Annotated in this window: 20 protein-coding genes; 9 read left to right on the top strand and 11 right to left on the bottom strand. The window is 46.3% G+C overall.

Annotation, left to right across the window (positions count from 1 at the left end; genetic code table 11):
• Positions 1–19: 19 nt before the first annotated feature.
• Entirely contained in the window at positions 20–250 is a 231-nt protein-coding gene (locus tag KIT90_RS25415; RefSeq protein WP_005442035.1) for a PAS factor family protein, read from the bottom strand.
• A gap of 421 nt (positions 251–671) precedes the next feature.
• Complete coding sequence (locus tag KIT90_RS25410; RefSeq protein WP_285379347.1) at positions 672–1,070, bottom strand: helix-turn-helix domain-containing protein; 399 nt, start codon at positions 1,068–1,070, stop codon at positions 672–674.
• 140 nt (positions 1,071–1,210) lie between these two features.
• On the opposite strand from KIT90_RS25410, the gene KIT90_RS25405 reads away from it, so the two are divergent.
• A complete protein-coding gene (locus KIT90_RS25405; protein WP_122067460.1) occupies positions 1,211–1,690 on the top strand; it encodes an ester cyclase in 480 nt (159 codons plus the stop codon).
• A gap of 114 nt (positions 1,691–1,804) precedes the next feature.
• The gene (locus KIT90_RS25400; protein WP_285379345.1) at positions 1,805–2,467 is read left to right on the top strand and encodes a peptidase E; all 663 of its coding nucleotides are present in this window, start codon (positions 1,805–1,807) and stop codon (positions 2,465–2,467) included.
• A 198-nt stretch (positions 2,468–2,665) separates the two neighbouring features.
• Here the strand turns inward: KIT90_RS25400 and KIT90_RS25395 are convergent, their stop codons facing one another.
• From KIT90_RS25395 to KIT90_RS25360, 8 genes are all read right to left on the bottom strand, one after another.
• The gene (locus KIT90_RS25395; RefSeq protein ID WP_285379343.1) at positions 2,666–4,411 is read right to left on the bottom strand and encodes a sodium/solute symporter; all 1,746 of its coding nucleotides are present in this window, start codon (positions 4,409–4,411) and stop codon (positions 2,666–2,668) included.
• A complete protein-coding gene (locus KIT90_RS25390) occupies positions 4,404–5,399 on the bottom strand; it encodes an ester cyclase (RefSeq protein WP_009704222.1) in 996 nt (331 codons plus the stop codon). The genes KIT90_RS25395 and KIT90_RS25390 overlap by 8 nt, the downstream gene beginning before the upstream one ends.
• 49 nt (positions 5,400–5,448) lie before the next feature.
• Positions 5,449–6,423, bottom strand: coding sequence for an ester cyclase (locus KIT90_RS25385; protein WP_039842962.1), 975 nt, complete (start codon positions 6,421–6,423; stop codon positions 5,449–5,451).
• A 532-nt stretch (positions 6,424–6,955) separates the two neighbouring features.
• The gene (locus KIT90_RS25380) at positions 6,956–8,236 is read right to left on the bottom strand and encodes a TRAP transporter large permease (RefSeq protein WP_005442049.1); all 1,281 of its coding nucleotides are present in this window, start codon (positions 8,234–8,236) and stop codon (positions 6,956–6,958) included.
• Complete coding sequence (locus KIT90_RS25375) at positions 8,233–8,796, bottom strand: TRAP transporter small permease (RefSeq protein ID WP_039984781.1); 564 nt, start codon at positions 8,794–8,796, stop codon at positions 8,233–8,235. Before KIT90_RS25375 ends, KIT90_RS25380 begins: the two co-directional genes overlap by 4 nt.
• A 57-nt stretch (positions 8,797–8,853) precedes the next feature.
• Positions 8,854–9,849, bottom strand: coding sequence for a TRAP transporter substrate-binding protein (locus KIT90_RS25370; protein ID WP_285379340.1), 996 nt, complete (start codon positions 9,847–9,849; stop codon positions 8,854–8,856).
• 268 nt (positions 9,850–10,117) lie between these two features.
• The gene (locus KIT90_RS25365; RefSeq protein WP_285379338.1) at positions 10,118–11,074 is read right to left on the bottom strand and encodes a LacI family DNA-binding transcriptional regulator; all 957 of its coding nucleotides are present in this window, start codon (positions 11,072–11,074) and stop codon (positions 10,118–10,120) included.
• Positions 11,075–11,224: 150 nt separating this feature from the next.
• Positions 11,225–11,974, bottom strand: a complete 750-nt coding sequence (locus KIT90_RS25360; protein ID WP_285379336.1) for an HpcH/HpaI aldolase/citrate lyase family protein — start codon at positions 11,972–11,974, stop codon at positions 11,225–11,227.
• A gap of 289 nt (positions 11,975–12,263) precedes the next feature.
• Here KIT90_RS25360 and hisD point away from each other — a divergent pair, with 289 nt between their 5' ends.
• The 4 genes from hisD to KIT90_RS25340 all read left to right on the top strand — a co-directional run bounded on the left by hisD (position 12,264) and on the right by KIT90_RS25340 (position 16,100).
• The gene (hisD, locus tag KIT90_RS25355) at positions 12,264–13,556 is read left to right on the top strand and encodes a histidinol dehydrogenase (protein ID WP_285379334.1); all 1,293 of its coding nucleotides are present in this window, start codon (positions 12,264–12,266) and stop codon (positions 13,554–13,556) included.
• A 1-nt stretch (position 13,557) separates the two neighbouring features.
• Positions 13,558–14,292: an SDR family NAD(P)-dependent oxidoreductase gene (locus KIT90_RS25350; RefSeq protein ID WP_039842955.1), complete on the top strand. Its 735-nt coding sequence runs from the start codon at positions 13,558–13,560 to the stop codon at positions 14,290–14,292.
• An 82-nt stretch (positions 14,293–14,374) separates the two neighbouring features.
• The gene (locus tag KIT90_RS25345; RefSeq protein ID WP_285379332.1) at positions 14,375–15,379 is read left to right on the top strand and encodes a cupin domain-containing protein; all 1,005 of its coding nucleotides are present in this window, start codon (positions 14,375–14,377) and stop codon (positions 15,377–15,379) included.
• 1 nt (position 15,380) lies between these two features.
• Positions 15,381–16,100 (top strand): alpha/beta fold hydrolase, encoded by a 720-nt coding sequence (locus tag KIT90_RS25340; protein ID WP_285379331.1) that lies wholly within the window; start codon positions 15,381–15,383, stop codon positions 16,098–16,100.
• Positions 16,101–16,199: 99 nt separating this feature from the next.
• Here KIT90_RS25340 and KIT90_RS25335 read toward each other — a convergent pair whose 3' ends face one another.
• A complete protein-coding gene (locus KIT90_RS25335) occupies positions 16,200–16,661 on the bottom strand; it encodes a DUF417 family protein (protein WP_285379329.1) in 462 nt (153 codons plus the stop codon).
• A 131-nt stretch (positions 16,662–16,792) separates the two neighbouring features.
• Here KIT90_RS25335 and KIT90_RS25330 point away from each other — a divergent pair, with 131 nt between their 5' ends.
• The 3 genes from KIT90_RS25330 to KIT90_RS25320 all read left to right on the top strand — a co-directional run bounded on the left by KIT90_RS25330 (position 16,793) and on the right by KIT90_RS25320 (position 19,373).
• Positions 16,793–17,269, top strand: coding sequence for a GNAT family N-acetyltransferase (locus KIT90_RS25330; protein WP_285379327.1), 477 nt, complete (start codon positions 16,793–16,795; stop codon positions 17,267–17,269).
• Positions 17,266–17,745: a GNAT family N-acetyltransferase gene (locus tag KIT90_RS25325; RefSeq protein WP_285379326.1), complete on the top strand. Its 480-nt coding sequence runs from the start codon at positions 17,266–17,268 to the stop codon at positions 17,743–17,745. Before KIT90_RS25330 ends, KIT90_RS25325 begins: the two co-directional genes overlap by 4 nt.
• Before the next feature lie 209 nt (positions 17,746–17,954).
• Complete coding sequence (locus KIT90_RS25320) at positions 17,955–19,373, top strand: SLC13 family permease (RefSeq protein ID WP_285379324.1); 1,419 nt, start codon at positions 17,955–17,957, stop codon at positions 19,371–19,373.
• Positions 19,374–19,375 lie beyond the last annotated feature (2 nt).

The raw sequence follows: 19,375 nt of genomic DNA, 5'->3' as shown, positions 1-19,375 counted from the left end.
GTTACAAGTGTAAAGCTGATTAACGTTCAGGAGTCGTTAACAGTCTCACTGCGCTGTCTACCGCATTGTCGATACCTTGTCGGCTCTCCAATTTACCAGAACTCGCAGGGCCAAGCGCGCATGCGTAAAGAGCAAGCTGTTTATCAAATGGCAAATCCAATTGCTCATAGAGATTTTGGCGGATCTTTGCGTGGTGTTCAGGTTCTTGGTTAGCAAGGTTGACAAGCGTGTCGTAAATAAGCGTTTTCATATAATTCCTTTTTTATTGCACGGGGTGCATATGTATTGTATTCGATTACAATCAGAAATTAAGAAGCACCAATCACAGAAAAATGGTCTGATATAAATTCGCTAAGCGAAGTAACTTCGATATGGCAGGAATTTAAAATTCAATAAATTCAATAATATAAATGAAACTCTGTGTTGGTTGTTTTGCTGATTCTACGCACGTCTATGCTATGAAAAAGAGCACTAATTTTGCGAGGCGAATGGTCTGAATTCAGTTCTAAAAAACGTGTTTTCTGGCAGCCAAAATGGTTCAGTGATTGTCTTTCGTTATCCACGAATCCGTTAACAAAAACAGATGAATAATGCTCAAGTTTGATTTTGAGAACTTCGTATAGTGAGAAAAAAGGAACGGTCAATCGCTCCTTTTTCTATTTGAGAAAGTACTAACTATCCAGACGCTTAAACACATCGTCAATTAGGCTCTCTCTGTCATTTATTGCTCTATCGAGAAAGTCTTTTGGTGCGTTCGTTTCTGGAGCGTACTTACTACTCCAAATCATCATTTCTAGAAGAATAGGCAGCATGTCCTTGCCTTTTGGTGTCAGAGAATAGACCTTTTTGCGCTTGTCAGAAGGGTCTACCTGTTTCTGAACTAATCCTTCTTTTTCAAGATTCTCCAAGCGACTCGACAAAATGTTTGTGGCGACTTTTTCTTCTGAGCCTTGTAGGTCGGAGAAAGAGTGTTTACCAAAAAACATCAGATCTCTCAGCACAAGCAGACTCCATTTGTCACCAACGATATCCAGGACATTGGAAATAGGGCAGTTGGAGCGTCTAGGCATGATATTCCTCTATTTAATCTTTATAACTGTGGTCATGATAATTCACTTGCATTTTGCAAGCAAATTATTTAACTTGCATTTTGCAAGCTAAATTAAAGCCACGAGGAAGTGGTCGACGAGAACCGAAATTGGAGTAACTTATGACTAATTCAAAAATTGAGTTTGAATCCTTTATTAAGGCTCATTGGAGTCAGGAAGACAAAGCGAATGCAGAGGCGGCGTTGACGTTTGTACAACAGATAATGAACGACCATAATTTTGACGCCATCCGAGATCGCTTCAAAGGTAAAAACTATAAACAGCACAATCGCAATATGGCAGATGGTATCGAGGGCGTTATCAAAACTATGAGTGATTTGGTGAAAAATGCACCAGAGTTTAGTTACGATGTGAAGTACGTTTTTGTCGACGGAGCACACGTCATTGTGCATTCTCATGCCACGCTTAAGGCAGCGCATCGTGGTGATGATTCAAAAGGGATGAACATCATCGATACATGGAAAGTGGAAGATAGTGAATTAGTAGAACATTGGGATGCAGTTCAAGGAATCAGCATGGACATGCGACTGTATAACCTGTTTGCTGGTGGTAAGGTACGGAATACAAATGGGGTGTTTTAAAACGCTCATATTTCCGTTTCCGAAGATGGAGTGTAAAGGGTTTTAAGGTCACGCCTTAACTCTCCATTCTGTTTGTCACAAAGCATGTTTTTGAAGGATTAAAAGAGCATTCGTATGGAGAAACATTGCGTCGTTCTTGGCGGAGGTGGTTGGATGATGGGAGAGATCCCAAGCCAACTCGACCAGTACATCTTGTCTTTAACAGGCAAGAAGAACCCCAAAATCTGTTATCTCTCAACTGCTACTGGCGATGCGGAAGAGGTCATCACCCGCTTCCACAATGCTAAGTTGAGCGAACACCTCACGCACTTTCCTCTGTTCAAGTTAGAGACAGGGTGGCGAACCAAGTTGTTCGAGCAAGATGTGATTTACGTTGGCGGTGGCAATACCCGTTCTATGTTGGCTCTCTGGAAAGAGTGGGGCATCGATGAGATTCTCAAAGAGTGTTACAACCGCGGCATCATACTTTGCGGGATGAGCGCAGGCGCTATTTGTTGGTTCGATTATGGGATTACCGATAGTGATCCAGAGGCTTACTCCATCATCAAAGGGATCGGTCTTTTGAAAGGTTTAGCATCTGCTCACTTTGTTGAGAACGACGAAAAGTACGACCTGTTCGAGCGTTTTGCCCATAGTCAGCTTGATGTGACCTGCTACGGTCTCAGTGATTATGCTGCGCTGCATTTTGTCGAAGGTAATCCAAGCAAAGCCATATATAGCGATGAGAATGCTCAAATCACAATCCGAAATGGCAATGATGAGATTTCAAAGAGATAAGCCCGGCTTAGATGCGCTTACACGACTGTGCAAAATACAGAAATAACCTCGCTCGCAGAAGAGCATGGTAGAACCCGTAATGCCATAACCGCGGAGCTAAAAAAGCAAGGGCTGATAGAAGCTTAACGTTTCAATAAACAGTTTCGGAAATAAAGAAAGCCCCGCAAATAGTGCGGGGCTTTGCAGCGACAACCATGCTTAAGAGGGGTCGATACTTTTGATGCTTTCGACTTTCTCTTTCTTCGTTTTCTTCAAAGAGTAGACCGCGTAACCAGCAACACCCATTGCGACGAAGATAGAACAACCACGCATAAAGTTAATTAACATAGGCGCATCGTCAGTAAAGGCGTTGATTCCCCAAAGCATCACGAGAGAGAACACAAACATAACAAGTAGGCCATAACACGGGGCGTCGATTTTACCGGGAACGACATACCACCCATCTTGCTTGATTGGTTTATTTAGACGAGCGTACTCCGCTTGTTGGCCTTTCACTGTGTAAAGGTGCATTTCATCTTGTTTACCCGTCAGAAGAAGGCTGGCGACATAAGCGACAACAGCATTCACAATCACGCCAATCACGCAGTACCAAGGCCACGCAATATCGGTCGCAACGGCCACATACCAAATCACCAAGAAGCTAGCAGCAACGCCAATTAACAAGCCTTTTTCCGTAATGTGTTTTGAGTAGAAGCCAAGGACGAACATACAGAAACTCGCACCGACAAAGTAAGAGCCAGCCTTACTCAGCACTTCCAATACAGAACCTGTGCTGGTGGCAAACATTATCGCTGGGATGATGACCAGAATCGCCCACGCAACCGTGAAGAAGCGCGATACTTTCAAGTAGTGCTCTTCTGATTCGTTTTGTTTGTAGAAGCGCTTGTAGAAGTCAGCTACTGAAACCGTCGCCATTGAGTTAAACGCGGAATCGAGACTCGACATACTTGCCGCCAGAATCGCTGCAGCAATGATGCCCATCAAGCCTGGCATTCCATATTCACTCGCATAATGAAGAATGATGGTGTTGCCATTTTCAAACTCTTTACCGTCGTAATAAGCGTTGAACAGGACGCCAAGCAGGATAAAGACAAAGTAAATAAAGAACGCCACGTAGCCCATCATCAACATTGCCTTTTTCGCATCGCCCATGTTTTTAGCGGCCATACAGCGCTGTACCATCATTTGGTTACCGCCATACACGGTGGTATGGAACATGGTCATTGCGATAACGCCAGCCCATACCGTCGTTACTTGGCTTAGGTCAAAGCTTGTCTGTAGGGCATCTGTCATTCCTTTGGCTTTGAGTTCTGCCATTACCTCAGTCATTGGGGCAGGCATGCCATTCCATACGGCTTCAATGATGATGAATGCGCCAATAAACAAGATCACAGCTTGAATCACATCGGTCCAAATGACGGCCGCGATACCGCCCATTACGGTGTAGATAAGGGCAATTGCAGTGACGATCATGATGCAGTACATCACGTCGATACCTGTGATGAACTCTAAAATCATTGCTGTCGCATAGAGTACAGCTGCCGAGCTCAATGCTTGTTTGATAAGGAAGATAAACGACAATGTCAGTCGTGAAGCCTTGCCGAAGCGTCGCTCTTGATACTCGTAGATAGAGGTTAAACCGTTATTGTAGAAAAACGGCATAAATACAGCCACGATGAAGAAGATCACGAGAGGGTAATTGAGGTGAATCGCGATAACCGACAGACCTTCTTTGTATGACCAAGCCGGCCCACCAAGAAACGACATAGCACTGACGTAAGTACAAACGACTGAAATACCGATCGCCCACCAAGGAATGTTTTTGTCACCCAAGGCGAATTGGCTCGCAGAAGTCACTCGCTTACCAATTACCGCGCCCAGTACTAACGTTAGGGCAATGTATCCGCCAAGGATGCTCCAGTTAAGTGCGCCAAACTCATGCATAATTAGGTCCTTCTAACTGTTCTTTCATTTGTGCAAATACGTCGTAACCCAGTTGCAGCAGGATATGAACGATGTCGATCGCCACCCAGTTTTCCTTCAGTAAATCGCCTTCGCGTCGCCAAATGTCCATAACGCGAAGTTCGATGTGTTTTCCTGTCGGAGCAAGACCGAGCCAGCCACTGTGACCCGTGTGAGTACCGTGCATATGTGGCCAGCCACCAGTGGATACGTAGTCATTTTTGGCCAAAAAATTGACCTCAATATCGACACTTCGATCAGGGAAGGCGAACACGAATGGTGCTTGGTGGTGGTTACGGAAACCTTTGATGCCGCGCGTAGTGCCAATACCTGCTGGGCCGTACCACATAAAGTCACTGTGCCAGTAGTTTTCTAAATCCATCGAGAAGAGATCTTGACCATCAAAACGACCCAAGCAAGACAGCATATCTTCGACTAATTGGGCGCTCTTCTCACTTTCTTTCAGAGACACAACAGAATGTTGGATACCGTTTGACGTCGCAGGGGAAGGGACTAAGCCATCGTGGCCTAAGCTCTTTCTAAGAGGGTTGCTGCCAGCTTGATTCATCGCATCGATGAAGTCTGGAATCATGTATGATTCGGTGATTTGGTCGTTCTCCACACACACCATTTCGGTGTAACGTAAGTAGAGTGTTTTTCCTGTTGCAGGGATGCCAAACAGTGGCTGTTCAAACGTACCGATAAAGTAACCAGTAGAGTTGTACCAAGTGCGGCCTTCGTATTCGCCGTGCATCACAATCATTGGTCGGCGCTCGGCATCAGGTAAAGCATTAACAAGTGGTGAGAGGAAAGATTCGTGGGTTGCATCTGGGCCATTGAGATCGTTCACAGGGTGCGCCACGCACCATTTTACGTCAGGGTTCAAAGCTTGCAGAGCGGCCTGTTTTTGCTCTTTATCTGCGGCGTTGAAGTAGTTCTGGTAGAACTGTTCGATGATGTTGAGTGACATGTTGCTTCCTTACTGTCTGTGATTTGAATGAATAGTGTTTAATCAGCCGTTAGCCTTGCTGTAGCAGGATTTGCTTCCAGATTGCGGTCTCGTCAAACAAAGTGAATTCTCGACGAAGACCCCAAGGGCCAAACTCAGCGTGGCTGATCCCCATGATGTAAACCTCTTTCCCCGAAGGCTTACCGAACATCCCATACCCTTCATGCTTACCATGCAAAGACCAACGAATTGCAGCGCGTGGTGACATCATGTCGTCATCTCGGCCGATACGATGGTGAACGGAAAATTGAGCATTAGGGAAGGACGCGCGAAGTGCCATCCAAAAATGGTCAACTTCCGAGTGTGATAGGGCAGTTTGACCGCCTGTGTATTCGCCGATACAAGCGCGATCGTATTCTTTTGGTACGGTAGAGAACTCGGCGTTCATAAGACTTCTTAGAATCGCTTCGTAGCGTTGGCCGTATTCATTGTCATTGCCTACGCCCAAATAGGGGCCTGGAATATCGGCTTTAGGTGTGAATGGAAATGGGCTTGATTCCACGCCACCCTCGAATTCGATTTGCTGGCGTGCAAACTCTTCTGATGTCATGCCTAATTGCTTCGCGATATCGGCTTGATCGCGAACCAACCATTCGTCATTGATTTGGTTATTAATAGCGTGACAGTCCGCGATAATGCGGAAACGAAGCTTACGGTTCGAAGCTTGTCCATAGAAGCCGTTTCCGCTGTGTGTTGCGGTAGAGATGATTCGATGAGAAGAAAGCATGCCTTGCTCCGGCGTACCAGACCAAATGACATCTTCGCCATAGAGAGTTCGATCCGGAAATTCCGCAAGCGTCGCCATCGTAGCACTGATGACCCCTTCGTTTCCTTGGACGATAGAGAGTGGAGTGCGAACAACAATGTCAGGAGAGTAGTAGTGTTCCAAGGTGTTCAAACCTCGATCTTCCCATATCTCTTTTGTGATACCAAGAATGTAGTCGGGAAAGTCACGCCACTTTTCATCGAAGCCAACCATGGCCATAAATCACCTCCTGAGTTGAATAGTTATGTATTGGATTAAAATTGATTACGTATCCAAAACTAACTCATGTTGCAAACTTGTCAATGGATTGTTTGTGTGGTGTGTAAATAGCGTGCTGATGATCAGATTTTTAACAATTGATCGAAAAATAAACACGATAAATGTGGTGCTGTAAGAAAAGTCTGACCTTTGTTGAGTGAATTTATAGACAGGATTAAGATGCATTTTTTGTATGAATTTCTTTCTAATGCTCTGTTTTTAATGATTTAACTAGGGTGTTTGCGTTTGTTTTAAAGAAATAGTTAGAGCAATCAGTACTTAAGGTGCTTTTTGGCATCGCTCGATGGGAACCTTAGTTATTTTTTCTGTTTTGGTGCAAGTCTTGCCAAAATGAGGCAAGGGCGAGAGTGAATTGCATACGAATGCTAAGCGCTGTAAAGCCGTCACTAGCGCCTGTAAAAACAAAAAGAGCCACTAGAAAGGTGCATACCTAGTGGCTGGAGAAATTATTACGGGCCTATGAAGTTTGGGCTCAGGATAAAAGCGCAGGCAGCGATAGAGAGATGGCAGGGATGAAGGTAATCAACATCAAGGCCACTATCATTGCTCCAATCCAGCCCATAATGGCTTTAGAGAGCGCCTCTATCGGTACTTTGCCTACCTGACTTGCCATAAACAGGTTGGCACCTAAAGGAGGCGTAACAAAGCCAATGGCCAAGTTCACGATCATCACGATACCAAAATGAACGGGGTCCATGCCGAGTGCTGACGTAATGGGTAACAGAATTGGCGTGAGAATAACAATGGCGGCCAGCGTTTCCATGAAGGTACCGACAAGCAACAACAGGACATTGATGCAAAGCAGTATCAGAAGTTTGTTTTCGGTAATCGATAGAATGAACTGAGCGATCTCTGTTGGTAGACGTTCTAGCGTCAATATGCGGCCAAACGTCACGGACGCACCCACAATGACGAGCACAGCGCCAACTAACAGTGACGATTCTAGAATGATTTTCACCACTTGCGCTGGTTTGAGTTCTTTATAAACGAACATGCCAAAGAACAAGCCATAGAGCACACCAATAGCGGCTGATTCGGTAGGCGTGAAGATACCGGAATAGATACCACCGAGAATGATAACGGGTAGTAGCATTGCCCAACTGGCTTCTTTTAGCGCATCAAGACGCTCTGCCCAAGTCGCTTTGCGCTCATTACCAGTGTAGCCCCGCATTTTGGAGACAATTAGACAGTAGCCGATCAATACCATACCGACAACCAAGCCAGGAATGATGCCCGCCATGAACATCTTGGTGACCGAGACTTCAGCTGTGATCGCGTAGACGATCATCACCACAGAGGGTGGAATAATGACGCCAATTCCGCCGGAAGAGGCGATCAAGGCACCGGCAAAGCTGCGATCGTAGCCTTTCTTCACCATAGAGGGAATCATCGTCAGGCCGATAGCGGCAACGGTGGCAGACCCTGTACCAGAGATGGAAGCGAAGAACATACACGCCACAATGGCGACGATGCCAAGCCCACCAGTAAAGTGGCCAAAGAAGACCTCCGCCACGTGTAATAATCGTTTTGAGATCCCTCCTTGACTCATGAGGTTACCTGCCAAGGTAAACAGAACGACAGCGAGGAGAGGGAAGGAGTCGAGCCCCGTCACCAAGCCTTGTACTAAAAACTCGATGTTCAGAAAGGGCAGGCTTAATATCGCGACCATACTGGCTGCCGCCAGAGCAATACCAACTGGAACGCCAATGAGCAGAAGCAGGCCAAAGCTGCCAAATAAAAGTGCAGATGTCATGCGTTAAGCTCCAATAGTCGGTTAGAAGTACGATACTTGGCTTTAAGATGGCGATAGCGTTGGCGTGAAAAGCGTATCCGTTCGCTGGTATTGGATAGAGCGCTAGTGCGTTGATAAATGCTGGTTACCAAGCGCACGCAGCTTAAGATTGCGCAAACCAAAACGGACGCATACAGGCAAGCAATAGGTATTTCCATCGCGGGTGCAATCTGACCGAGTTGCAGACTGCGGTTGATAACCTTAAATCCAAACCAGGCGACAGTGGCACTAAAGGCAAGGTAGATAAGGTCAGAGACAATCAAACTGAATTGCGTCCAATTGCCCGGGAGTTTATCGATGAACACACGAATGCGGATGTGTCGATCATCTCGGATACAGTAGCTGATGCTCAGGTACATCGCCCATACGAATAAATAACGAGCCAACTCTTCAGCCCACGCGATCGTTGCGTCAAATAGGCGTAGTGCGATTTGCAAGCACAGTAAAGTTGTCATCATCGAGATCGCGATAACGATAAGGGTAGGTTCTAGGTATTTGTCTAGTAAGCGAAACCACTTCATATTCACCTCCAAAACGGAAAGCACGACCTGTTTCCAGATCGTGCAAAAGAGTGGGAGTTATAGGCGTTCTATCTCGGCAATCACGTTGTCAAACAAGTCTTCACCTGTCTTGCTACGCAGATCTTGGTACACGGCTGCATTCATTTTTTCTTTCATGATGCTGCGCACGTCATCTGGGACGATGTTAACCGTCATGCCTTTCGCTTCGAGATCTTTGATCACTTCTTGATTTTGCTTAGCGGCGAGCTCGCGCTGCTTAGCGATGGTTTCTTTGCTTACTTCACTGATCAGCGCCTGTTGCTCTGCAGGCAGTGAATCCCAAAACGATTTGTTCATGAACAGCACGTAGTTGGTGTAAATGTGGTTGGTCAAAGAGAGGTATTTCTGCGCTTCATAAAAGCGTTCGGCATAAATCGAATAGATGCCGCTTTCTTGAGCGTTTATCAGACCTTGTTGGAGCGAGGTAAATATTTCACCCCAAGAAAGAGGCGTTGGTGCGGTACCCACGGATTTCCACGCACTGATCTGGGTTGGGTTCGATGCTGAGCGAATCTTCAGCCCTTTCAAATCTTCAACGCTGTCTATCGGTTGCTTGTTGTTGGTCACGCTACGAAAGCCGACCTCCATGAAGCCCAAGCCGTGAAAGCCCTTTGATTCCATAGCATTCAACAATGGTTGTCCGATCTTCTCGCTGTCGAGCGCTTTGTGTGCTTGCTCTTCGCTATCAAAAAGGTAGAACACATCGAGCACGTTAAATTCTGGGACATAGGGAGAGAGTAAAACAGACGCTCCAAACGTCATTTGTAAGTTGCCTTGCTGCACAAGTTCAGTGGTCTCACGCACATCGCCCAGCTGTCTCGCCGGATAGATTTCGACCTCTATCTCACCGTTTGAGCGTGCTTCCACTTCTTGTTCGAAATAGAGCATTGCTTTGTGTACTGGAGACGTTTTTTGGCTGTCGTGAGCAAGACGAATAACGTTGCTTGCAAACGTATTCATGCTGCTAAGTGCGAATCCCAGTGCAGTAAGCGAAGTTATGATTGCTTTCTTCATCGTCCTTCCTTGTTTCTGGTATGACCTGCCATAGGCATTCGTCGGCAAGACACACTACTTGTTATGTTTTTATAAATTAATTGAGCAATTCATATCCATTTTGCATACGAATCCAAAATAAAATATTCAAGTAACAAGTCAATAACAAGGTCAGAAAAATGAAGCAGAATTGAATAATGATTGGCTAAAATTTAATCGCGCTCACAGAAAAATGCCCCGCTCGAAAGCAGGGCATTTTGTTTATTAAGAATGAATAAATATGAATTTACTAAATGGTGCTGCTGCGTTCGATCAAGGTGCCTTGCTCGAGAAGATACTCACCCGTTGCGTCCTGATTGCCATTGATGCGGTTCATTAGATCTTCAACCGCTCGCTGAACAATTTTGTCGACGGGTTGAGCGATGGTCGTCAGATCATAACTAGGCCAAGCAGACATCGGAATGTTATCCACGCCCATCACGGAGAAGTCTTGAGGGATCTTTGCTCCGGCTTGGCGTAAACCATCCATCACACCCATGGCGAGGATGTCGTTTGCACAGAAAATCGCGTCGGGTTTACTGGTATGTGACAAGATTTCTTTCGCCGCATCTAGGCCAGCTTCAAAAGTGTATTTAGCTTGAATAAAGGTCGGGGATGGAGCGCCGAGTTCTTGCAGTTTTGAAGAGAAGCCAAGCCAGCGCTCTTCACTGGTCATTGAACCTGCATCACCACTGATGTAAGCACATTGTTTCGCGCCTTTCTGTGTTAAATACTCGGCTGCTTGTTGGCCCGCCAATCGGTTATCAATACCAGAGCTGTTGGCATTAATGCCTTCGGCATAACGGTTGATCAGGCTTAAGTGAACGCCAAACTTCTCGCATTGGGCAAACGCGCGTGAGGTCAAACGGCTGGTGGCGATAACGAGCCCGTCTACTTGATATTCAATAGCACGAGAAATGGCGAGATCGAGGTCGTCCTTGTCGATAGGACAAAGCACGACTTGTCCGCCACGCTTTTGAATTTCGACAGCCAAAGCACGAGATTGCATGTCGTACATTGGGTTTGATTCGCTATCAAGCGCAATCGCCACTAGACCCGAGCGATTCGAAATCAGGCTTCGTGCGATTGCGTTCGGTGTGTATCCGAGCTTAGCTGCGGCATCCATCACCATTTTGCGTTTCTTCTCGCTAATACTCGCGGTTGGGCTAAATGCCCGAGATACCGTCGATTGAGAGACGCCGAGCATCTTCGCGACGTCTATCGAAGTTACTTTCGCTTTAATGGTGATACTCCTTATATAAGGTCATTGGACCTTTCCATACGTGATGAGTGTATGGGCTAGGGGATTTATGTGTCTAGAGCATTGCATTGATAAGGCGTAAATATCAGAGAAAACTCAAGAATTCATCACATTTCTCTCTTGTTTAAAGCCATCAATGATCATCTTGTGTTCAGACCCAACGCAAAAGAAGCTAACGCCGAGTTCACGCCATTGCCGAGCTTGTTGAGCCGTCGCGACAAACATGCCAACAGGTTTATTGGCTGCTTTGGCCGCTTCGATTACTCGCATACTTGCTTGCGCGACTTTCTCGTTATGAACGCTATCTGCCCCGTAAGCAACAGTGAGATCAACTTGGCCAATAAAGAGCGCATCAATACCTTCAACATTGGCAATCGCTTCAACATTTTCGACCCCTTGAGGATCTTCAATTTGGGCTATGACAATCGTATTCGCACGGCTGTCTTTCAAGTGTTCAACCATGGGTTTAGTGGCGTATTTCGCTGCTCGACTGGAACCTGCATACCCTCGGCCACCTTCTCCGTAATGGCAGGTTTTCGCCAATTGTGTCGCTTGTTCAGCAGTACAAACATGGGGAATTTGTACACCCGCCGCGCCACAGTCAAGCGCGTTCAAAATGGTTGAAGGGGCGCTGTCTTGTACTCGTACCACGCACGCGAGGTCATTCGCTTTGGCCGCCATGATGCACAGATCGAGCGAGGACCGATCGAAAGGTGCGTGCTCTGCATCCAGTACCACAAAAGGCAACTCTGCCAGTGCCAATACTTCGATAATGTGAGGGTGAGGGGTTTTAACAAATGTACCTAATAGCGTTTCTTGATTCAGACGTTGCTTAAAATTGCTCATGATTTTCTCCTTTGCAAAGGTATGCAAAAACTAACATGGTGAAATGTAAATGATGAGTAAAAATGATGTGATCTAAAACTCATTTTTGACTAAAAAGCAAACGCAAGCAAGGTGGATGTTACTTGTTTTTATTCATTTAAATTAATTAATACAAAGGCTTAAAGATGATTTTTGTTGTTTGTTGACTTAACTTGTCAAATGTTAATTAAGTGTTTAATCTGATTTTGCATTCGTATCCAAAAGCATAAAAATAACCGTTCGTCAGCCTCAATGTTCAAGGAGAAACCCAATGGCACGCATTTTAAAAAACGGAATCACTGAAGAAGCATCAGCATCAAACGACGCAAAAGTGCGTCAGATTGTCGAAAACATTCTTGCTGATATTGAATCGAAAGGTGATAGCGCTGTACGTGAGTTGTCTGAAAAGTTTGATAACTGGTCGCCGGAGCAATTCCGCTTATCAGAAGAGCAGATCCAAGCCTGTGTGGATGCGCTTGATGAATCGACTCGACACGATATCGAGTTCGCTCAACAACAAGTTCGAAACTTTGCTCAAATTCAACGTGACTCAATGAAAGACGTCGAAGTAGAAACCATGCCTGGTGTGGTACTGGGGCATAAGAATATTCCAGTGAACAGCGTCGGTTGTTACATCCCTGGCGGTAAGTACCCATTGGTTGCATCTGCTCACATGAGTGTACTGACGGCGAAAGTCGCCGGCGTAAAACGTGTTATTGCTTGTGCGCCTCCGTTTAATGGTCAGCCAAATGTCGCGATTGTCGCTGCGATGGCAATGGCGGGTGCAGATGAAATCTACTGCTTCGGTGGTGTTCAGGCGGTAGGTGCAATGGCTCTTGGTACAGAGACTATTGCGCCAGTCGATATGATTGTAGGGCCGGGTAACGCATTTGTGGCAGAGGCGAAACGTCAGTTGTTTGGTCGCGTTGGTATCGATTTGTTTGCAGGCCCAACGGAAACCTTAGTCATTGCTGATGAGAAAGGCTGTGACCCAGAATTGGCAGCGGCGGACTTGCTTGGTCAGGCCGAGCACGGTTACAACTCTCCAGCTGTCTTGTTGACCAACAGCGAGACATTTGCACAAGAAACTATCAACGAGATTGAACGTCAGTTAACCATTCTTCCCACGGCGGAAGTTGCGGGTAAAGCGTGGGCAGATTACGGACAAGTGATCGTATGTGATAGTTACGAAGAAATGGTGGAAGTGGCAGACGATATCGCTTCTGAACATGTTCAAGTGATGACGGAAGATCCTAAGTACTTCCTGGATAACATGACCAACTACGGTGCCTTGTTCCTAGGTCGTGAAACCAACGTTTCGTACGGCGACAAATGTATTGGTACCAACCATACACTGCCAACGAAGAAAGCGGCGCGATACACCGGTGGCCTTTGGGTAGGTAAGTTCATCAAGACTTGTACTTACCAGCGTGTAACGGAAGCGGCATCCCTAAAAGTCGGTGAATACTGCTCTCGCTTGTGTGCACTAGAAGGTTTTGCCGGTCACAAAGAGCAAGCGGATATTCGTGTACGCCGATACAAAGGCAAAGTGGAAGAGGCGTAATATGTCGAAACTTGCCTTAGTCACAGGCGGCAGTGGCGGACTGGGTGCCGCCATTTGTCGCAAGCTAGCTGAATCTGGATATCGTGTAATTCTGACTTACAACAGTAATCAGAAAGCAGCCGACGACGTGCTTTCTTCGTTACCACGTAACGAGCATTTGGCATTCAAACTGAACGTGGCAGATTCGGGTGAGATTGAGCAGCTTAAACATCAAGTCAGTGAAATGAGCGACAAGCTAGATTTGTTGGTCAATTGTGCGGGGATGACGAAGTTTGTCGCGCATGCCGATCTGCAAAGTTTGGATGACCAACTGTTTGATCAAATTTTCCAAGTGAACGTCCGTGCGCCTTTTGCCATGGTTCGAGCGTTTGAGCCTTTGCTCAAGCAAGCCAATGGTTGTGTGGTGAACATTACTTCTATCGCGGCACAGACTGCGATGGGCAGCAACATTGCTTATTGTGCGAGTAAATCTGCCGCAGAAAACATGACCCGTTCTTTAGCTCGCGCTTTGTCTCCTGAGATTCGCGTTTTGGCGGTAGCGCCTGGGCTTGTCGACACCGAATTTGTCAAAGGCTTGGACGATGCTTGGCGTAACCAACAAGAACAATCCACGCCGCTCAAGCGTTTAGCCAATGATGAAGAAGTTGCTCAAGCCGTGTACGCCGCGGCAGAGGTTCTGACCTTCTCGACAGGCAATACCATCGCGGTTGATGGTGGGCGACCTCTAGGACTGTAACTAACGCTCGGTTTGTCACTAACAGCCGTTTTGTAACTAACAATTCAAGGCTAGGTTCAAACAAGGACAACAAGGATTTCTTATGACTCTACAAACAAAAATGAATGACAATCTGGTCCGCTATATGGAACTGATTCCGGGTACCAGTGCGTTTATCGATGCGCGTACACCGGGTAGTGATCTCAAAGATAATTTCTGCATTATCGGTGCAGGGGTGGCAGAGAGCAGTCGTCAACACGTTCACATTCGCGATACTGCGGGCTTTAACATTGGTGCAGCAGGCCAACCGCCTGGCATCAAAAACTCGTTGCACTCTCATCGTACCGCCGAGCTTTTCTTGGTTTTCAAAGGCCAATTCCGTTTTTATTGGGGGAACGATGGGGAACACGAGGCGGTGCTGTCTCACGGTGACGTCATCTCGATTCCAACCAATCTCTTCCGTGGCTTTGAAGTGGTTGGCCGTGATTACGGGTTTATGTTCTCGGTACTTGGCGGCGACGATTCCGGTGGCGGTATTATTTGGCATCCAAACGTTATCAAAGACAGCCAAGGCCACGGCTTGTACTTGAAAGCGGATGGCACGTTGGTGGACACCATTGATGGCGATGCGGTTCCAAATGAGTCGGAGCTGATGCCGCTTCTTACCAAAGAGGAGTTAGCCAAGTTCGATACTTACACCGCAGAAGAGATGATGCCGTTCGTCGCTCTGCAAAAAGATTATCATGCAATCAAAGGTGACTTCAGCGCTAGCAACGTCAAGCAATACGCGGTAACTGGTCACCCTTTAGCGGGCTATGATTTCCAAGTTAAGAGTGAAGATGAAGTGAGCATCATGGCTTATGAACTCTCTGAAGGTGGCTCGATTCCTCAACACTGCCGAGAAGAAAAACAAGTGCTGATCAATTTTGATGGTGATACGGAAGTGGTTCTCACACATCAAGGCGAACAAGCGAATGTTGTTTTAACGCGCGGTGATGTGCTGAATGTTCCAGAAGGTGCGTCTTACTCGCTGACGAACTTGCGTGGTAATAGTTTGACGTATTGCATTCTTGGTTCTGATCAACCAAAGCCGTTGGCAGGAGCATAAGATGACGCAATCCACCTCACTCGTTTGGCTGCCCGGACTACTTTGTGATGGCACATTGTTTGAGGACATCAATCAAATGATGCCAAGTTGGGTCGAGCCGCAATGCCCGACACTGGCGTCAATGCCTTCAATGGAAGAGTTAGCGCAGAAAGTGTTGCAAGATGCACCGCAAGAGTTTGTGCTCGGTGGCTTATCGATGGGTGGGATTCTTGCCTTTGAGGTGTACCGCCAAGCGCCAAATAGAGTCAAAGGTTTGGTGCTAATGGACACCAACGCGGCGGATGAAAAGCCAGAGGTGACACAAAAGCGTGACGCGCTGGTTAGTCGAGCGTTAAGTGGTGAGTTTGAAAGCATTACGCCTGACACTCTGATGCCCGTGCTGATTCATCCAAGCCGTTTGCAAGACAAAGCATTAACTGAGCGTATAGAAGGTATGGCTATCAATGTGGGTTTGGAAGCGTTTGAAGTGCATGCCAAAGCGCTCGCTACTCGCTCTGATGCTCGACCTTTATTGGCGGATATTCAGGTACCTACTCTGGTAATAACGGGTAAACAAGATCTGCTTTGTTCGAACGATAATCACCTTGAAATGGCGCGCCACATTAATGATGTTGCGTTGCACGTAATACCAGATTGCGGGCATCTCTCTTCGATGGAAGCGCCAGAACAAGTGGCTCAGATTATCTCACACTGGCTGGAGCTGAATCGAGCCAAATTCTAGTTTTTTACTCCGTTCTTAAATCTTCAAAGCTCTTCTAAACAAAAAGCGCCATATCGTCATGGCGCTTTCTCTTTTCTATCTCTCGATATTTTCCTAAAACTAGGCGATAGCTGGCGCCAAACTTGGTTTGTTTCGCTCAACCACGCTGATTGAAATCGCTAGGAACAGAATATCTTTCACAAGGAAAAAGTTCGCAATCAAAACACCGTCGGAAACTTTCCACGTATTTGGTGTCGTAACTAGGAAGCTCAGTGTCGCTAGGAAGATAACGCTTGCAGCAATACCAGAGTAGTAGGCAACCGTTGGCTTTTTCAATCCAACCAATAGGCCGAGTGCCACGATTATTTCGGTTAAGCCAATGATATTAGATACAGCTTGAACGGAAATGATGCCATATAGCCAAGACATGGCAGGGTGATTAACCACCAAAGGTTCAATTAATTTGGCTTCAGTTGGGGTGAATTTATAAATACCCAACCAGATAAGAACAAGGGCAACGCCAAATACGCCAAGGTAGTAACCAAATTGTGTCGGTTTTTGGGAAACAGATGATGCATGCATAATAACTTCTCCTATAAAAGCATGTTTTCAAATGACCGACAGTTGAATTATAAAATTCTTGAATTTATGGTTATATAAAATAACTAATGTCTATATAGCAAAAAGACGAAGAATAAAAAGGATTGGCTTAGATGGAATTTATTCCTGTAGATTTATCACGTCATTTGGATTTGTGTATCGCGTTTCGAAAAGACGCTTATGAGGTCAGTTTTGGCCATCAGGATGGGTTTGATATTCAAGAAATCACTTCTTGGTTTCAATCGATCGTCAATGACAACGAAGCGGGATTCTTCCATGTCATTAAAGATGGTCAAATCATCGGGCAACTGGAGTGCCGACATCCGGTTTTGGACGATGAAGGGCTGCAATTCGGTTACATTAACCTGTTTTACTTGAAGCCAGAATTCCGCAATCAAGGGCTAGGGAAGCAGTTACAAGACTTCTTATTGAAGCGTTTTGTCGATGGTGGTTGTGCCTACGCCAGATTGCGCTACATTCCGGGCAATGATGCCGGCGAACGTTTTTATCGAAAACATGGCTGGTATCCAGTGGGAGAGCCGAGTGGGCGAGGGCAACTCATGCAGATTGATTTATTGAGAGGCATTTGATGATTATCCGTGAATTTCGTGAGCAAGATGCCCCGATACTGTGGGCACTTTTCTACAACACTATCCGCAACATTAATCTTAGAGATTACACCGAGCAACAAGTGAAAGCTTGGGCGCCGGACGAATTTGATGCACAACTGTGGCTAAAGAAAATGACCACTATCCAGCCTTTTGTCGCTGAGCTAGATGGCGTCATCGTTGGCTACAGCGATGTTCAGCCAAGTGGGTTAGTCGATCACTTTTTCTGCCATCATGAATACCAAGGGCAAGGTGTAGGACGTGCATTGATGACTCATGTAATCAAGCAAGCAGAAGCAAAAGGGCTGGATAGGATCTATTCAGAAGTGAGTATTACCGCTCGTCCTTTCTATGAGCACATGGGTTTTACTGTTGTGAACGAGCAGCAAATCGAAGTCCGTGGTGCAACGTTAACCAACTATGTAATGGAAAGGCACTTAGACAAAAAGGATGTGTGATCAATAAATAATCCTCGCTCAATTAGTGAGCTTGAACACAGATACCGCATGTTTTCTGCGGTGAATAAGAGTTCATTGATCTAACACCAGAATTCCTCCTCAAAAGCGCGCGCATAATTTCTCTTCGGAGTGGCGAAAGGAAGCCAGTTAAAACAGCTCCTTACGTCAGTTATCTCACGGCAAACCATCTCAGGAAGAGAAGTAGTACTATGCGCCCTTATCTCAAATACATCATCCCAACGGTGATTCCTTTGCTCATTTTGCTGATGCCACTGTCAGCGTTTCCATTTGAAGGTATGACCATCATTCAGCAGCGCGTTATCGCGATATTTTTGCTCGCTGCACTCTGTTGGGTATTTGAACCGATCCCAATTTACGCCACCTCTGTGGTGATCATCGTGCTTGAGTTGTTGCTCGTTTCCAACAAGGGCATCATTTTCTTTCGGCTTGATGAGGGAGAGCCTCATTTTGGTGAGTTGCTGCAATACAGTGACATCATGGCGACGTTCGCCAGCCCAATCATCATGCTGTTCTTAGGTGGATTCTTCCTCGCAATGGCGGCAACCAAGTATCGATTGGATGTGAACTTGGCGCGCGTACTGCTTAAGCCGTTCGGACAAAACCCGAAATACGTCATGCTGGGTTTAATGCTGATTACCGCAATCTTCTCGATGTTCATGTCGAACACAGCAACGACGGCTATGATGTTGTCAATCTTGACGCCGGTTATCGCGGTGTTTGGCCCGAAAGATCCAGGACGCATTGCGTTTGCGTTGTGTATCCCTGTCGCCGCAAACATCGGCGGTATTGGTACTCCAATTGGTACGCCACCAAACGCGATTGCATTGAAATACCTAGTGGGTGACAACCTTATTACCTTCGGTGAATGGATGGTGTTTGGCGTACCGTTTGTCATTGTGATGATGGCGCTAGCGTGGTTCCTGATCGATCTTCTCTACAAAGCTGAGACGACCAAAATTGACCTCAACATCAAGAGTAAATTCTTGAAAACACCGAAAGCCATCATTGTGTACATCACGTTTGCGGGCACGATTCTGCTTTGGTTGATGGGCTCAGCGCACGGCATGAACTCATACACGGTAGCTTTAATTCCGGTCGCGGTATTTTCACTGACGGGCATCATCAACAAAGAAGATCTGAAGAAGATTTCTTGGGATGTGCTTTGGTTAGTATCTGGCGGTATTGCGTTGGGTCTTGCATTAGACAAAACAGGTTTGGCAAGGCTGGTGGTTCACAGCATTCCATTTGATGAATTCTCGCCTTATGTCGTGCTGTTTGGTGCGGCGTTCTTATGTTTGCTGATGGCGAACTTTATGTCTCATACCGCGACAGCAAACTTGCTGATGCCAATTATGGCGGCGCTCGGCACTTCAATGGCATCGTTAACACCGCTCGGCGGTGAAGTGACGTTGATCCTAGTGGTGACCTTTGCGGCATCACTTGGTATGTCTCTGCCAATCAGTACACCACCAAATGCGTTGGCTCACGCTACAGGTCATGTACAAAGCAATCAAATGGCGCGTGTTGGTGTCGTGTTAGGTGTGGTTGGTGTGTTGCTGAGTTTCTTGATGGTGTGGATCCTTCACACCGTAGGGCACATTGGTTAAGC

The sequence above is a fragment of the Vibrio sp. B172a genome (genome assembly GCF_030248355.1).
GTDB classification, from domain to species: Bacteria; Pseudomonadota; Gammaproteobacteria; order Enterobacterales; family Vibrionaceae; genus Vibrio; species Vibrio owensii.
This window is presented reverse-complemented; position numbering and strand designations above follow the sequence as displayed.

Coding starts and splice junctions, on each gene's coding strand:
- KIT90_RS25415 (WP_005442035.1), bottom strand. CDS start 250: ATGAAAACGCTTATTTACGACACGCTTGTCAACCTTGCTAACCAAGAA.
- KIT90_RS25410 (WP_285379347.1), bottom strand. CDS start 1,070: ATGCCTAGACGCTCCAACTGCCCTATTTCCAATGTCCTGGATATCGTT.
- KIT90_RS25405 (WP_122067460.1), top strand. CDS start 1,211: ATGACTAATTCAAAAATTGAGTTTGAATCCTTTATTAAGGCTCATTGG.
- KIT90_RS25400 (WP_285379345.1), top strand. CDS start 1,805: ATGGAGAAACATTGCGTCGTTCTTGGCGGAGGTGGTTGGATGATGGGA.
- KIT90_RS25395 (WP_285379343.1), bottom strand. CDS start 4,411: ATGCATGAGTTTGGCGCACTTAACTGGAGCATCCTTGGCGGATACATT.
- KIT90_RS25390 (WP_009704222.1), bottom strand. CDS start 5,399: ATGTCACTCAACATCATCGAACAGTTCTACCAGAACTACTTCAACGCC.
- KIT90_RS25385 (WP_039842962.1), bottom strand. CDS start 6,423: ATGGCCATGGTTGGCTTCGATGAAAAGTGGCGTGACTTTCCCGACTAC.
- KIT90_RS25380 (WP_005442049.1), bottom strand. CDS start 8,236: ATGACATCTGCACTTTTATTTGGCAGCTTTGGCCTGCTTCTGCTCATT.
- KIT90_RS25375 (WP_039984781.1), bottom strand. CDS start 8,796: ATGAAGTGGTTTCGCTTACTAGACAAATACCTAGAACCTACCCTTATC.
- KIT90_RS25370 (WP_285379340.1), bottom strand. CDS start 9,849: ATGAAGAAAGCAATCATAACTTCGCTTACTGCACTGGGATTCGCACTT.
- KIT90_RS25365 (WP_285379338.1), bottom strand. CDS start 11,074: ATGCTCGGCGTCTCTCAATCGACGGTATCTCGGGCATTTAGCCCAACC.
- KIT90_RS25360 (WP_285379336.1), bottom strand. CDS start 11,974: ATGAGCAATTTTAAGCAACGTCTGAATCAAGAAACGCTATTAGGTACA.
- hisD (WP_285379334.1), top strand. CDS start 12,264: ATGGCACGCATTTTAAAAAACGGAATCACTGAAGAAGCATCAGCATCA.
- KIT90_RS25350 (WP_039842955.1), top strand. CDS start 13,558: ATGTCGAAACTTGCCTTAGTCACAGGCGGCAGTGGCGGACTGGGTGCC.
- KIT90_RS25345 (WP_285379332.1), top strand. CDS start 14,375: ATGACTCTACAAACAAAAATGAATGACAATCTGGTCCGCTATATGGAA.
- KIT90_RS25340 (WP_285379331.1), top strand. CDS start 15,381: ATGACGCAATCCACCTCACTCGTTTGGCTGCCCGGACTACTTTGTGAT.
- KIT90_RS25335 (WP_285379329.1), bottom strand. CDS start 16,661: ATGCATGCATCATCTGTTTCCCAAAAACCGACACAATTTGGTTACTAC.
- KIT90_RS25330 (WP_285379327.1), top strand. CDS start 16,793: ATGGAATTTATTCCTGTAGATTTATCACGTCATTTGGATTTGTGTATC.
- KIT90_RS25320 (WP_285379324.1), top strand. CDS start 17,955: ATGCGCCCTTATCTCAAATACATCATCCCAACGGTGATTCCTTTGCTC.